The sequence below is a fragment of the Streptosporangiales bacterium genome, from assembly GCA_009379955.1.
Taxonomy (GTDB): Bacteria; Actinomycetota; Actinomycetes; order Streptosporangiales; family WHST01; genus WHST01.
Map to the genome: position 1 here is coordinate 25,265 of WHST01000028.1, position 13,037 is coordinate 38,301.

Below are 13,037 nucleotides of genomic sequence, written 5' to 3' on the forward strand. Positions count from 1 at the left end.
TCACGCCCTCCTGGTCAGGCGGCGGGACACGAGGAACCAGACGATCGCGACGAGCACGACCAGCGCGAGGTAGACCATCGACGCCGCGGCGCCGTAACCGGCGCGATAGTCGGTGAACCCGGTGTCCAGGATGAACTGCAGCACGGGACGGGCGGCGTTGTCCGGACCGGACGCACCGTTGAACAGCGAGTAGATCTGCCCGAAGACCTTCAACGACGCCACGATCTGCAGCACCAGGATCAGCACGGTCGTGCGGCGCAGCATCGGCACCGTGATCCGCCACATCCTGGCCCACGGTCCCGCGCCGTCGATGGACGCGGCCTCGTAGACGTCGCGGGGGATGTCCTGCAGGCCGGCGAGGTAGAGCACGAAGTTGAAGCCGAGCGTCCACCACACGGTGAGTAGGGCGACGCCGGGGACGGACCACGCCGGGTCGGACAGCCAGCCGGGGGTGGGGAGGCCGAGCGCCGTCAGCCACGTGCCGTACAGGCCGATCTCGGGGGCGTACAGCCAGGCGAACACGAGGCCGGCCACCGACACCGGGACGACGAACGGCGCGAAGAACACGAGCCGGAAGAACCAGCGTCCGCGGCGCAGCCGGTCGGTGAGGATCGCCAGAACGAGGGCGATGACGACCAGCGGAGGCGTGGTGAGGAGGGTGAACAGCACGGTGTGCCACATCGACGCCCAGAAGTCGGCGCTGGTGAGCACGGCGCCGTAGTTCCCGAGCCCGGCGAAGCCGGAGAGCCCGGGACGCACCAGGCTCGTGTCGAAGAAGCTCATCACGAGGCCGTAGACGGTGGGCACGATGAGGAACGCGACGTAGAGCACCGTGAACGGCGCCAGGAGTCCCCATGCGGGTCCAGAGTCGCGGCGCTCGCCGCGGGACGGAACGGTGCTGACGTCGTGCACCGGTGCAACGACGATCTGGGTCGCCATGGGTGTCCTCCGGTCTAGCCGACGGGCGGGGGAGTGTTGGCGAACTCGGCCAGGTTGCGCCGAATGGCCCGCACGGCCTGCTCCGGTTCCAGTCGGCCGGCCTTCAGTCCCGCCACGGGGTCGCCGAACGCGTTCTCGAAGTTCGAGCCCGCGCCTGAGTACCAGGCGGGCGGGTCGTAGCGGGCGGCGTACGCGGCCCTCGTGTAACTGGACTGCGGATCGAGCTCGCGGTACTCCTTGCTCTCCTGGATCGGCAGCCACGCGGGCACGTGGCCGCCCTGCGCCCAGGTGAGGCTGTTCTCGAGCAGGAACTTCGCGTACTGCAGGATCAGGTCGCGACGCTGTGGGTCGCGCGAGGAGTCCTTGGGCAGCACGAACGCGTGCGAGTCTGCCCACACCACGTACTCGTCGAAGACCTGGGGGAAGGTGGTCATGCCGAACGGCGTCTTCGAGGTCAGGAACGTGGTGACCTCCCACGGACCCTGGAAGTAGAAGCCCGCCTTGCCCGTGGAGAACGCGGTGATCGCGCCCGGGTAGTCGATGTCGGGCATGACCTTCTTCTCGACCGTGAGCTCGGCCTGGTAGGTGAGCGCCTGGACGGCCTTGTCGTCGTCGAGGACGATGCGGGCGCCGTCGTCGGCGAGGATGTCGTTGCCGCCGAGCTGCCAGTACAGGGTGGAGAACTCCCGCCAGCAGGTGGCCGGGTCGGCGATGGTCGCGGACACACCGCCGTACTGCCCCGTCACCTTCTTGGCCGCCGCCATCGCGTCGGCGAGCGCGTCGCGTCCGTCGAGGTTCTTCAGGGCGCCGTCGGCGTCGAGCAGGCCGGCCTTCTTGCAGACGTCCTTGTGGTAGTAGAGCACCCACGGGTGGGTGTCGAGCGGGAGCGCGTAGAGGGTGTCGCCGACATGGGACTGTTGCCACGCCGCGGGCGTGAACTTGTCCTCGGTGATGCCGTGGCGCGCGAGCACCTCGGTGTCGAGCGGCTCGAGCAGGTCGGCCTCGGCGAACGTCGGGTAGCGGTCGAGGTGGGCGATCGCGATGTCCGGCGGGCTGTCGCCGAGCGTGGCCAGCGAGAGCTTGGTGTAGTAGGGCGCGCCCCAGGTGAGGGTGACCGGGGTGAGGTCGATCTCGGGGTGCGCCTTGACGTAGGCGTCCTGCATCTCGATCATCCGGACGCCGTCGCCGCCGCCGAACGGGTTCCAGTAGGTGAGCGACCGTGTCGCCGGGCCGGCGCCGGTGAGCCCGGTCACCAGCGGAGAGCCGCACGCGGTGGCGCCGAGTCCGCCGAGCGTCAGCAGTCCTGCCCCTCGCAACAGGCTGCGCCGACTGATGCCCGGCCGGCCGCTCTGCCGGCCGCGGGGGTCTGTGCTCATCGAGCGTCCTTCCGCGCAGGGTAGGGATAAGCTTGCAACGATGCATACAACGTCGCAAGGGGTCAATCTCGCCGGATCGTCCCGTGCGAGGATGAGGCAGGAAGGGGTCTGGGATGGCGGTGACGCTCCGTGACGTGGCGCGGCACGCGGGAGTCTCCGTGCGCACGGTCTCCAACGTCGTCAACGACTTCCCCTACGTCGCCACGGCCACCAGGGAGCGGGTGCAGCGGTCGCTCACCGAGCTCGGGTACCGGCCCAACCTCGCGGCGCGCAACCTGCGGCGCGGCCGTTCGGGCATGATCGCGCTGGTCCTCCCCGAGCTCGACGTGCCGTACTTCTCCGAGCTGACCCGGCTGATCATCGAGACCGCGCGGCGCCGGCACTACACGGTGGTGGTCGACCAGACCGACGGTGACCCGGACGAGGAACGCCGGCTCGTCCTCGCCTCGGGTCGCGACCACCTGTTCGACGGGCTGATCTTCAGCCCGCTGGCACTGTCCGGCGACGACCTGCGCAGGCGCGACGAGGCGGGGCCTCCCGTGGTGCTGCTCGGCGAGCACATCGACGCGGCACCGTTCGACCACATCGCCATCGACAACGTCGCGGCCGCGCGGGCGGCGACGACCCATCTCTTCGAGGTGGGACGCCGACGCGTCGCCGCACTCGGCGACCAGCCGTTCCTCAGCGGCGAGACCGCGCAGTACCGCACGGCCGGCTACCGCGAGGCGCACGCCGCCGCCGGTCGTACCGTCGATCCGAGCCTGGTCGTCGCCGCGCGGCACTTCCACCGGGCCGACGGCGCGACGGCGATGGCGCACCTGCTCGACCTGCCGGAGCCGCCCGACGCCGTCTTCTGCTACAACGACCTGCTCGCGTTCGGCGCGATGCGCACCCTGCTCAGCCGCGGGCTCCGGGTGCCCGACGACGTCGCCGTCGTCGGCTTCGACGGCACCGAGGAGGGGCGCTACACGACGCCGACCCTCACCACCGTCGCGCCGGACAAGGCACGCATCGCCGAGCTGGCCGTCGACACGCTGCTCGCCAGGCTCGGCGGCGCCGACATACCGGTGCAGAAGCTCACTCCGCCGTACCGGCTCGAGATACGGGAGAGCACCGCAGGCGGGGGAGGAAACCGGCCCCGTGAGGGGCACCCCGACGGGGTCAGGGCACGGTGAGGGTGCCGTTCACGGGTCCGACTCCGCGGCCGCGCGGGACGTGACGCCGGCTCAGGTGTCCCAGCGGACGCGGACGGCGTCCGGCTTGCGGAAGACCAGGCCGTGCGGTCGCGGCGCCTGGTCGTCCAGCCGCAGTCCGGGGAGCCGGGTGAGCGCGGCGCGGAGCGCGACCTCGGCCTCCAGTCGGGCGAGGTCGGCGCCGAGGCAGAAGTGCGCGCCGTGCGCGAACGCGAGGTGCTGGTGCACGTTCGCGCGGCGGACGTCGAAGCGGTCCGGGTCGGCGAACACGGCGGGGTCGCGGTTCGCGCCGGTGATCGAGACCGTCACGAGGTCGCCGCGGCGTACGGACGCGCCGCCGAGCTCGACGTCGGCCGTCGCGTACCTGTCGACCGTGGCCGCCGCGGGTTCCAGCCGGAGCGACTCCTCGATCGCGGTCGTCAGCAGTGCGGGTTCGGCGTCGACGAGGGCGCGCTGCTCGGGGTGGGTGAGCAGGTGCACGAGCGCGTTGGCGATCATGCCCTCGGTCGTCTCGATGCCGCCGAACATCAGCACCGCGGCGTTCGCGACGACCTCGGGCAGCGCGAGGTCGTCGGCCGCGCTGCGCAGCAGCGTGTCCCTGTCGTCGTCGACCGTGGCCTCGATGCCCGTGCGGAGGCTCGCGAACGAACGGTGCCCCGCCTCCGTGAGGTCGCGACCCGCGCTCAGCCCCGAGACCGACGTGACGATGTCGTCGTACCACGCGAGCACGGCGTCGCCGTCCGCGTCGGCGATGCCGAGCATCGCCGCGACGACGGTGACCGCGAGCGGCCCGGCGAGTCCGCGGCGCAGCTCGGCGCTGCCGTCGGGAGCGAGTCGCGAGACGAGCCGGTCGACCTCGGCGGAGACGACGTCGGCGTAACCGGCGCGCACCTCGGCCGGACGGAACGGGCGCCGGAACGGCGCGCGGTGCCGCGCGTGCTCCCTGCCGTCGAGCGACAGCATGCTGGGCCCGACGAGCCTGGCGGTCGAGAATCTCGGGTCGTCGACGGTGAACGTGCGCCCGTCGCGCATCGTGCGTACCGCGAGGTCGTGCCGGGTGACCAGCCATCCGTCGAGCACCGGCAGCCACGCCACAGGCTCGGCACGCCGCAGCCGTGCGAGCACCGGATGCGGATCGCCCTCGAGATCGGCGAGTGTGACGCCGTCGCCGAGTGCGGTCATGCCCGCCACGCTATCCGGCCGGTCCTGACAACCGCGTGGACGCTTCGCTGTCGTCATAGCGACAGCGAAGCGTCCACGCGGCAGTGGTGGCGGCGGTACCTCAGGCGGCGGCGTTCTCCCCGACCTCGACCAGGAGGGCGCGGGAGAGGCCGGCGCGCATCCCGGCGAGTCCGCGCATCATCGGCACCAGCGTGATCGCGAAGACGGCGCCGAGTGCGGTGAAGAGCGCGATCTCGCCCGCGTGCGAGTACGAGCCGAGAACCGCGGTGACGACGACGTCGTTGCCGCCCCCGGGCAGGAACCGCTCCCAGATCCCGTAGGTGAGGCCGCCGGCGGCGGACGCCCACCAGGCGACCGTAAGGGTGAAGGTGACGATCGAGACGACGAAGCCGACGATGCCGTGCAGCATGTCGAGCCAGGACTGTCCCTGGGTCAGCGGCGTGATCGCCCGGCGGTAGACGTTGCGGCTCGGGTCGGCGGCACGGTACGCGGGCCGGGGCGTGGGGCGTCGGGACACGGCCCTGAGGCCGTGCCGTTCGACGTCCGCGAACCCGCGGGCGGCGAGCAGCGTGACGCCGAGCACGGGCAGCCCGACGGCGATGGCGAGGAGACCGGCGCTCAGGGCGAAGCCGGTCACGAGTACCACGAAAGCGGCCGTGGCGATGGGCAGTCCGGCGAGCAGGTACCTGGTGTCCGCGCCCAACTGGTGCAGGACGCGACCGGGCAGTCTGGTGGTCGGCGTAGCAGGTGCGAGGGTGGAGGTCATGTCCACGACGCTAGGCGCGTGCGGGGCCGCCGTGACAGCCGGCCAGCCCGCCTCTCGGGGTGGGGCCAGGCCCACCCTAGGCGGGGTTTGACTACCCGTGCTAATTTCTTGCCATGCGGTCAGGAGATCCCGCCGGCGGTGAGCGGACGAGGACCTTCACCGAGGAGGCACGCCGCAAGCAGATCATCGAGTGCGCGATCACGACGCTGGCGGAGGTCGGGTACGCCCACGCCTCGCTGGCGCAGATCGCCAAGCGCGCGAACATCAGCAAGGGCGTCATCTCGTACCACTTCGCCGGCAAGGACGAGCTGCTCGAGCAGACGATCGTGCACGTCTACACCAAGGGCGCGGAGTTCGTCATACCGCACATCATGGCCGCCGACACCGTGCGCGGAGGGCTGCGCGCGTACATCGAGTCCAACATCGAATGGCTCGGCGACCACCGCGACGAGGCGATCGCGGTCGGCGAGATCGCCCTGAACCTGCGCACCGACGACGGCGGGCTGCGGTACGGCGTCCACACCGACGAGCCGCTGCTGAAGCCGCTCGAGGAGATGTTCACCGAGGGCCAGGAGAAGGGCGAGTTCGGCGACTTCGACGTGCGCGTCATGGCGATAGCCGTCAGGCGCGCGATCGACAGCGTTCCCGGCGTGCTCGCCTACCGTGACGACATCGACGCCGCGACGTTCGGCCGCGAGTACGCGAACCTCTTCGACCGCGCCACCCGCAAGGATCCCTGAGCCGGCCGCCAGGTCACGGCGGTTCCCCGTGCAGCACGATCTCGTGCGGGTCGCCGTCCTCGGCGCGGACGGCGACGGCGACGACCACCGTCCCCTGCCGCCACTGCTCGAACCGCCACGCCGCCACGTCGTCATCGAGCGACGGGTGCGGGACGAGCCGGATCGCGTCGCCGTCGAGCGCGAAGCCGCACCGGTCGAACGGCACCGACATGCCGAGTCCGCGCGCCTTGGCGTACGCCTCCTTGAGCGTCCAGTGACGGAAGAACTCCACGTTCGTCTCGTGGGCGGGTGCGGTCGTCACCGCCCGCCGCTCGTCCGGGGTGAGGGTGCCGCGCGCGAGCAGGTCGACGTCCGCCGGTCGGGTGACGTCCTCGACGTCGACGCCGCAGTCGACGGTGTCCGCGACGACGCAGGCGACGGCCGCGCGGGTGTGCGCGACGTTGAACCGCAGCCGCGCCGCAGGTCCGTCGCCGTCGACGTCGGGACGCCCGTGGGACGTCGTGCGGAAGAGCCAGTCGGCCGGCGCGGTGGCGGGGGACCGGCGGGACAGCGCCGTCCGCACGAGGCCGTGCGCGGCGACGTACGCGCGCCTGTCGGTGTCGTGCCGGAAGCCGTCGCGCCGTGCGCGCTCGTCCGGCGACAGCAGGCCGTCGTACGCGGCGAGCACGCCGTCGCGGGCGAGGGCGTCGACGCCGAGCACCCACACGTCCACGACCGACACGCGTCGACACTATCCGCCGGGCCTTCTGGAAATGATCATGTTGGGTGTGTCGTTTCCGTGATCTACGACGGTCGCCTCGGGGCCGTGGCGCGGGCCTGGTCGTGGGCGGGACCGGCCGGTAGCGTCGTGCCTCCGTGCCGGACGAGCGGAGGAGACAACCTGTGCACGACGATCGGTTCCTGGTCGAGGAGCGGCTCGGCCGCGTCCTGCGTGAACGCATCCGTCCCGCGATCTACGCGACCTCCGTACCGATGCGGGTGGAACGGTGGGACGCGCCCGGCGAGCCCGTTCCCGTCGCGGACGGACTCGGCGCGCCGTACGAGTCCGCGTCCGCCGGTGACCGGTGGGGACCGCCGTGGGGCACGACGTGGTTCCGGCTGACCGGCGAGGTGCCGCAGGGGTGGGCGGGGCAGAAGGTCGAGGCCGTCGTCGACCTCGGGTTCGACATCTTCAGGACCGGCTTCCAGTGCGAAGGGCTCGTCTACACCGGTGAAGGCGACGTCGTGAAGGGCCTCAACCCGCGCAACGCGTGGGTGCGCGTCGCTGACGCGGTCGCCGGCGGCGAGCGGGTCGAGTACTACGTCGAGGCGGCCGCGAACCCGACGATCGACGGGCCGGTCACGCCGATGGGCGACACGGGCACCGCGGGCGACGAGCCGCTCTACCGGCTCGCGCGCGCCGACCTCGCCGTCTTCGACGAGCAGGTGTGGGAGCTCGTGTCCGACCTCGAGGTGCTCGACGGGCTGATGCGCGAGCTGGGCCAGGACAGCCCGCGGCGCTGGGAGATCCTGCGCGCCGTCGAGGCGGCGCTCGACGCCATCGACCTCTGGGACGTGGCCGGCACCGCGAAGGCCGCGCGGCAGGAGCTCGACGCCGTCCTCACCAGGCCCGCCGAGGCGAGCGCGCACCGGCTCTCCGCGGTCGGGCACGCGCACATCGACTCGGCGTGGTTGTGGCCGCTGCGCGAGACCGTCCGCAAGGTCGCGCGCACCGCGGCGAACGTCGTGTCGCTGATGGACTCCGACCCCGATCTCGTGTTCGCCATGTCGCAGGCGCAGCAACTCGCCTGGATCAAGGAGCACCGTCCCGAGGTGTACGCGAAGGTCCGCGACAAGGTCGCGGACGGGCGCTTCGTGCCCGTCGGCGGCATGTGGGTCGAGTCCGACACCAACATGCCGGGCGGCGAGGCGATGGCGCGGCAGTTCGTCACCGGCAAGCGCTTCTACCTCGACGAGTTCGGCATCGAGACCGAGGAGGTCTGGCTGCCCGACTCGTTCGGCTACTCCGCGGGGATGCCGCAGCTGGTCGCGCTGTCCGGCTCGCGCTGGTTCCTCACGCAGAAGATCTCCTGGAGCCAGTTCAACAAGTTCCCGCACCACACGTTCTGGTGGGAGGGCCTCGACGGTACGAGGATCTTCACGCACTTCCCGCCGATCGACACCTACAACGCCGAGCTGTCGGGACGCGAGCTCGCGCACGCCGTCCGCAACTTCCAGGACAAGGGCCATGCCACGCGCTCGCTGGTGCCGTTCGGCTACGGCGACGGCGGTGGCGGTCCCACCCGCGAGATGCTCGCGCGCGCCAGGCGCACCGCCGACCTCGAGGGCTCGCCGCGCGTGGTGGTCGAGGCGCCGTCGGCGTTCTTCGCCGCGGCCGAGGAGGAGTACGCCGACCGCGCGCCGGTCTGGTCCGGTGAGCTGTACCTCGAGCTGCACCGCGGCACGTACACCTCGCAGGCGCAGGTGAAGCGCGGCAACAGGCACAGCGAGCACCTGTTGCGCGAGGCGGAGCTGTGGGCCACGACCGCCGCCGTACGCACCGGCGCCGCGTACCCGTACGAGCAGCTCGACCGGTTGTGGAAGGTCGTGCTGCTGCACCAGTTCCACGACATCCTGCCCGGCTCGTCGATCTCGTGGGTCAATCGCGAGGCGCGCGACACCTACGGTGAGGTCGCCGCGGAGCTCGAGCGCGTCATCGGTTCTGCACTCGGCTCGCTCGCGGGCGAGGGCACGGAGTCGCTGGTGTTCAACGCGGCACCGCATCCGCGCGACGGCGTGGCCGCGATGGGCGCGGCGTCGGCGACGGCGCCGCCGGCCGCGGAGGTGCGCCCCGCGGACGGCGGCTACGTGCTCGTCGACGGCCACCTGCGGGTGGAGGTCGACGCGGCCGGGCTCGTGACGTCGATCCACGACCGCATCGCCGACCGCGAGGTGCTCTCGCCGGGGGCGGTGGGCAACCTGCTGCAGCTGCACCCGGACCTGCCGAACGCCTGGGACGCGTGGGACGTCGACGCGTTCTACCGCAACACCGTGACCGACCTCGTGCACGACGCGAAGGTGACCGCGGACGGCGACAGCATCCGCATCGAGCGGACGTTCGGCTCCTCGCGCGCCGTCTCCGTCCTGCGTCTCGCGCCGGGGGAGGCGCGGCTCGACATCGAGACCGAGGTCGACTGGCACGAGCGGGAGAAGTTCCTCAAGCTCGCGTTCCCGCTCGACGTGCACGCCGACCGGTCGGCGGCGGAGACGCAGTTCGGTCACGTCTTCCGCAACACGCACACCAACACCGGCTGGGACGCCGCGAAGTTCGAGATCTGCGCACACCGGTTCGTCCACGTCGGCGAGCCCTCGTACGGCGTCGCGCTCGTCAACGACGCGACGTACGGCCACGACGTCTCGCGCACGACGAGGCCGGACGGCGGCACGACGACGACAGTGCGGGCGTCGCTGCTGCGCGCGCCGCGGTTCCCCGACCCGGAGACCGACCAGGGCGTGCACCGCTTCCGGCACGCGCTGGTGGTCGGCGCCGGCGTCGCCGACGCCGTCCGCGAGGGCTACCGCGTCAACCTGCCGCCGCGTGTGGTCGAGGGCGCGGGCGACGTCGCGCCACTGGTGTCGCTCGGCGACGCGGCCGTCGTCGTCGAGGCGGTGAAGCTGGCCGACGACAGGTCGGGCGACGTCGTCGTGCGGCTCTACGAGTCGCTCGGCGGGCGCGCGGTGACGACGCTGGCCACGGGCTTCGCGCTGGCCTCGGTCACCGAGACCGACCTGCTCGAACGCCCGCTCGCCGACGCACCTGCATACGCAGTGACCGACGACTCGGCGACCGTACGCCTGCGCCCGTTCCAGATCCTGACCCTGCGCCTGTCCCCCGCGTGATCCGGGGCTGACGACCTCGCACTCTTGTCTTTCCTCGACGCGACGCCGTATCGTGCATTGTGCATCAGATAGGAGTCGAGGATGACCTCTCAGCATGCTCCCGACGAGAGAGCCGGACGCACGTCCGCCCAGCAGGGCGTCGTCGGCCACGACGACCTGCCGGAACCGGCGCGGCTCCGGCAGATCTTCGGACCCAGCGCCGTCCTGATGGGCGTGTCGGTCGCGGCGGGGGAGCTCATCCTGTGGCCGTACCTCGGTACCCAGGCCGGCCTGCAGTTCCTGTGGGGCGCGGTGCTGGGCGTCGGCACGCAGTACTTCCTCAACATGGAGATCACCCGGTACACGCTGGCGACGGGGGAGAGCGCGGTGATCGGGTTCTCCCGGTTGTGGAAGCCGTGGGGCCTGCTCTTCGTCTTCGCGGGGGTGGTGACGTTCGCCTGGCCCGGGTGGGCCACCGGCGCGGCGACCATGGTCAGCTTCGCCATCGGGGGCGGCAACGTCACCGTGATCACCATCGCGAGCCTGATCGGGTTGGGTCTCACCCTGAGCCTGTCGCCGGTCATCTACAGGACGGTCGAGAAGATCGTTATCGCCAAGATCATCGTCATGCTCGTCTTCCTCGTCGTCGGGCTGGCGATCGTCTCCACCGGCGACGTGTGGCGTGATGCCCTCGTCGGAACCGTCAGCGTCGGTTCACTGCCCGTCGACACCGTGCCGGCCGCCGTGCTGCTGGGCGCGCTCACCAGCGCGGGTGCGGGAGGCATCGGCAACCTCATCCAGAGCAACTGGGTCCGCGACAAGGGGATGGGCATGGGCCGCTACATCCCGCGGATCGTGTCTCCCTTCACCGGGCAGGACGTCGCCCGTCCCGCCGTGGGCAGGCACTTCGTCGTGACCGAGGAGAACCTCCGGCGGTGGAAGGGCTGGTGGCGGGTCGCGAACAAGGAACAGCTCGTCGCCTTCTTCGCCCTGGGCATCCTGTCGATCGCGGGCTGGTCGATCCTCGCCTACTCCGTGCTCTACGGGAGGGACGTCGGCGACGGGTTCGACTTCATCAGTGCGGAGGGCCGGATCCTCAACGACGTGCTGCCACACCTGGGCACCGTCTTCTGGTGGGCGGGCGGCATCGCGTTGCTCGCCGGCACGCTCGGCGTGCTCGAATGGGTCGGCCGGCTGACGGCCGACGTCCTGAAGGTCAATTACCTGGCGACGAGCGCGTTCTGGTCCGAGAGCAAGATCTACCTCCTCGTCGTGTGGACCGTCATCGCCGCCGGGTCGGTCATCCTGCTCGCCGGGTTGGGGCAGCCGCTGACCCTGCTGGTGATCTCCAACGTGATCCATGGTCCGGTCATGTGCACGTACTCGATCCTGCTGATCAGGCTCAACCGGAAGAAGCTGCACGCGCCGATCCGGCTGCGCGGGCTGCGACTCGTCGCGGTGCTGTGGGCGGTCCTGCTGTACGGCGGGTTCACGCTGTACTTCGTCGTCGACGCGCTGGCGGGCTAGGGCGTGGGCGCCGTCGACACCGTGAACGAGCGGATCGTGGTCGCCGGGGGCGACGTCGTCTCGATGGACCCGGCGATCGGCGACGTCGCGGGAGGCGACGTGCTGGTCGAGGACGGACGTATCAGCCAGGTGGGTCGCGGCGTCGACTCGGCGAACGCGACCGTCATCGATGCGGTCGGGAAGATCGTGATCCCCGGGTTCGTGGACACGCACCGGCACACCTGGCAGAGCCAGTTGCGTGGCCTGGCCGTGGACTGCACCGCGCCGCAGTACCGCAAGGTGATCAGGCACCGGTTCGGTCCGGCGTACGAGCCGGCGGACGTCTACGCCGGCACGCTGCTCGGAGCGCTCGAAGCGCTCGACTGCGGCATCACCACCCTGGTCGACTGGGCTCACATCATGAACACGCCCGAGCATGCGGACGCCTCCGTCGCGGCGCTCCTCGACTCCGGTGTCCGCGCGGTGTTCGCGCACGGCACGCCCAACGGTGCGGACGCGCAGGCGTGGTACGAGAGGAGCGAGCTCCCGCACCCCTCCGACATCCGTCGGGTGCGCGATCGGTATTTCGGCGACGAGCATCGGCTGCTGACCCTCGCGATGGGGGCGCGCCCGCCGCACAACGTCACGCCGGACGTCCTGCGCCACGACTGGCACCTCGCCAGGGAGCTCGGGATCCGCATCACCGTCGACGGCGTCGGGCGCGGTCGGTGGAGCGGGCTTGACCACGACGACTTCGGCGAGCTGGAGCGGGCAGGGCTGCTGGGTGCGGACACCACCTACGTGCACGGCAATCAGCTGACCGACGGTGAGCTGCGGATGATGGCGGCGACCGGTGGTACGTCGTCGATCGCACCGGAGATCGAGATGAACTGTGGGCACGGCACCCCGGCGACCGGTCGGTTGGTCGCAGCGGGTGTCCGGCCGAGCCTCTCGACGGACGTACCGGCGATGTGCGGTCCCGACATGTTCACCGTCATGCGGATGACCTTGGCGGCGGAACGCATGCGGCTGACGCGGGCGAGCGACGACGGGTGGCCGGAGAGCTGGCACCTGGGCGTCCGCGACGTGCTGGAGTTCGCGACGATCGCGGGCGCTCGTGCGTGCGGACTCGCCGACCGGACCGGCTCCCTCACGCCAGGCAAGCGTGCCGATCTCGTGGTGATCGATCGCTCCGGTCTCAACCTCACCGCCGTCGACGACCCCGTCGCGGCCGTGGTGTGCTTCGCCAGCGTCCGCGACGTCGACGTGGTGATGGTCGACGGGCGGCTGGTGAAGCGGGCCGGCCGTCCGGTCGGGGACGTCGACAGGGCGCGCGAGCTCGCTGTCGCCTCGCGACGCTCGCTGTGCGAACGCAGCCCCGACCCCGCGACGGGGGAAGCCGCGTACGACTGGAAGTGGTAGTGGGCGCAACCGGCGAGTTGGGTGCGCTGGGGTCGTGCCAGGACCCGTCAGGGGC

General features: G+C 71.2%; 10 protein-coding genes. 5 read left to right on the forward strand and 5 right to left on the reverse strand.

Going from position 1 to position 13,037, the window contains the following annotated elements:
• Both GEV10_11050 and GEV10_11055 read right to left on the reverse strand, forming a co-directional pair.
• Entirely contained in the window at positions 1–939 is a 939-nt protein-coding gene (locus GEV10_11050; GenBank protein MQA78994.1) for an ABC transporter permease subunit, read from the reverse strand.
• Between the two features lie 14 nt (positions 940–953).
• Positions 954–2,315: an extracellular solute-binding protein gene (locus tag GEV10_11055; GenBank protein MQA78995.1), complete on the reverse strand. Its 1,362-nt coding sequence runs from the start codon at positions 2,313–2,315 to the stop codon at positions 954–956.
• Positions 2,316–2,428: 113 nt separating this feature from the next.
• Between GEV10_11055 and GEV10_11060 the strand changes: the two genes are divergently transcribed.
• Positions 2,429–3,490, forward strand: a complete 1,062-nt coding sequence (locus GEV10_11060) for a LacI family DNA-binding transcriptional regulator (GenBank protein ID MQA78996.1) — start codon at positions 2,429–2,431, stop codon at positions 3,488–3,490.
• Between the two features lie 51 nt (positions 3,491–3,541).
• Here GEV10_11060 and GEV10_11065 read toward each other — a convergent pair whose 3' ends face one another.
• Together GEV10_11065 and GEV10_11070 are read right to left on the reverse strand one after the other, a co-directional pair.
• Positions 3,542–4,690: a cytochrome P450 gene (locus tag GEV10_11065; GenBank protein ID MQA78997.1), complete on the reverse strand. Its 1,149-nt coding sequence runs from the start codon at positions 4,688–4,690 to the stop codon at positions 3,542–3,544.
• A 100-nt stretch (positions 4,691–4,790) separates the two neighbouring features.
• Positions 4,791–5,456 (reverse strand): hypothetical protein, encoded by a 666-nt coding sequence (locus GEV10_11070; GenBank protein ID MQA78998.1) that lies wholly within the window; start codon positions 5,454–5,456, stop codon positions 4,791–4,793.
• 113 nt (positions 5,457–5,569) lie between these two features.
• Here GEV10_11070 and GEV10_11075 point away from each other — a divergent pair, with 113 nt between their 5' ends.
• Entirely contained in the window at positions 5,570–6,196 is a 627-nt protein-coding gene (locus GEV10_11075) for a TetR family transcriptional regulator (protein MQA78999.1), read from the forward strand.
• Positions 6,197–6,209: 13 nt separating this feature from the next.
• On the opposite strand, the gene GEV10_11080 is transcribed toward GEV10_11075, so the two are convergent.
• Positions 6,210–6,917, reverse strand: coding sequence for a 4'-phosphopantetheinyl transferase superfamily protein (locus GEV10_11080; protein MQA79000.1), 708 nt, complete (start codon positions 6,915–6,917; stop codon positions 6,210–6,212).
• 161 nt (positions 6,918–7,078) lie between these two features.
• Here GEV10_11080 and GEV10_11085 point away from each other — a divergent pair, with 161 nt between their 5' ends.
• From GEV10_11085 to GEV10_11095, 3 genes are all read left to right on the forward strand, one after another.
• Complete coding sequence (locus tag GEV10_11085; protein ID MQA79001.1) at positions 7,079–10,075, forward strand: alpha-mannosidase; 2,997 nt, start codon at positions 7,079–7,081, stop codon at positions 10,073–10,075.
• Positions 10,076–10,156: 81 nt separating this feature from the next.
• Complete coding sequence (locus GEV10_11090; protein ID MQA79002.1) at positions 10,157–11,581, forward strand: hypothetical protein; 1,425 nt, start codon at positions 10,157–10,159, stop codon at positions 11,579–11,581.
• Between the two features lie 21 nt (positions 11,582–11,602).
• Positions 11,603–12,982 carry an amidohydrolase family protein gene (locus tag GEV10_11095; GenBank protein MQA79003.1) on the forward strand — a complete coding sequence of 460 codons (1,380 nt, stop codon included), beginning with the start codon at positions 11,603–11,605 and terminating at the stop codon, positions 12,980–12,982.
• Positions 12,983–13,037: the final 55 nt, after the last annotated feature.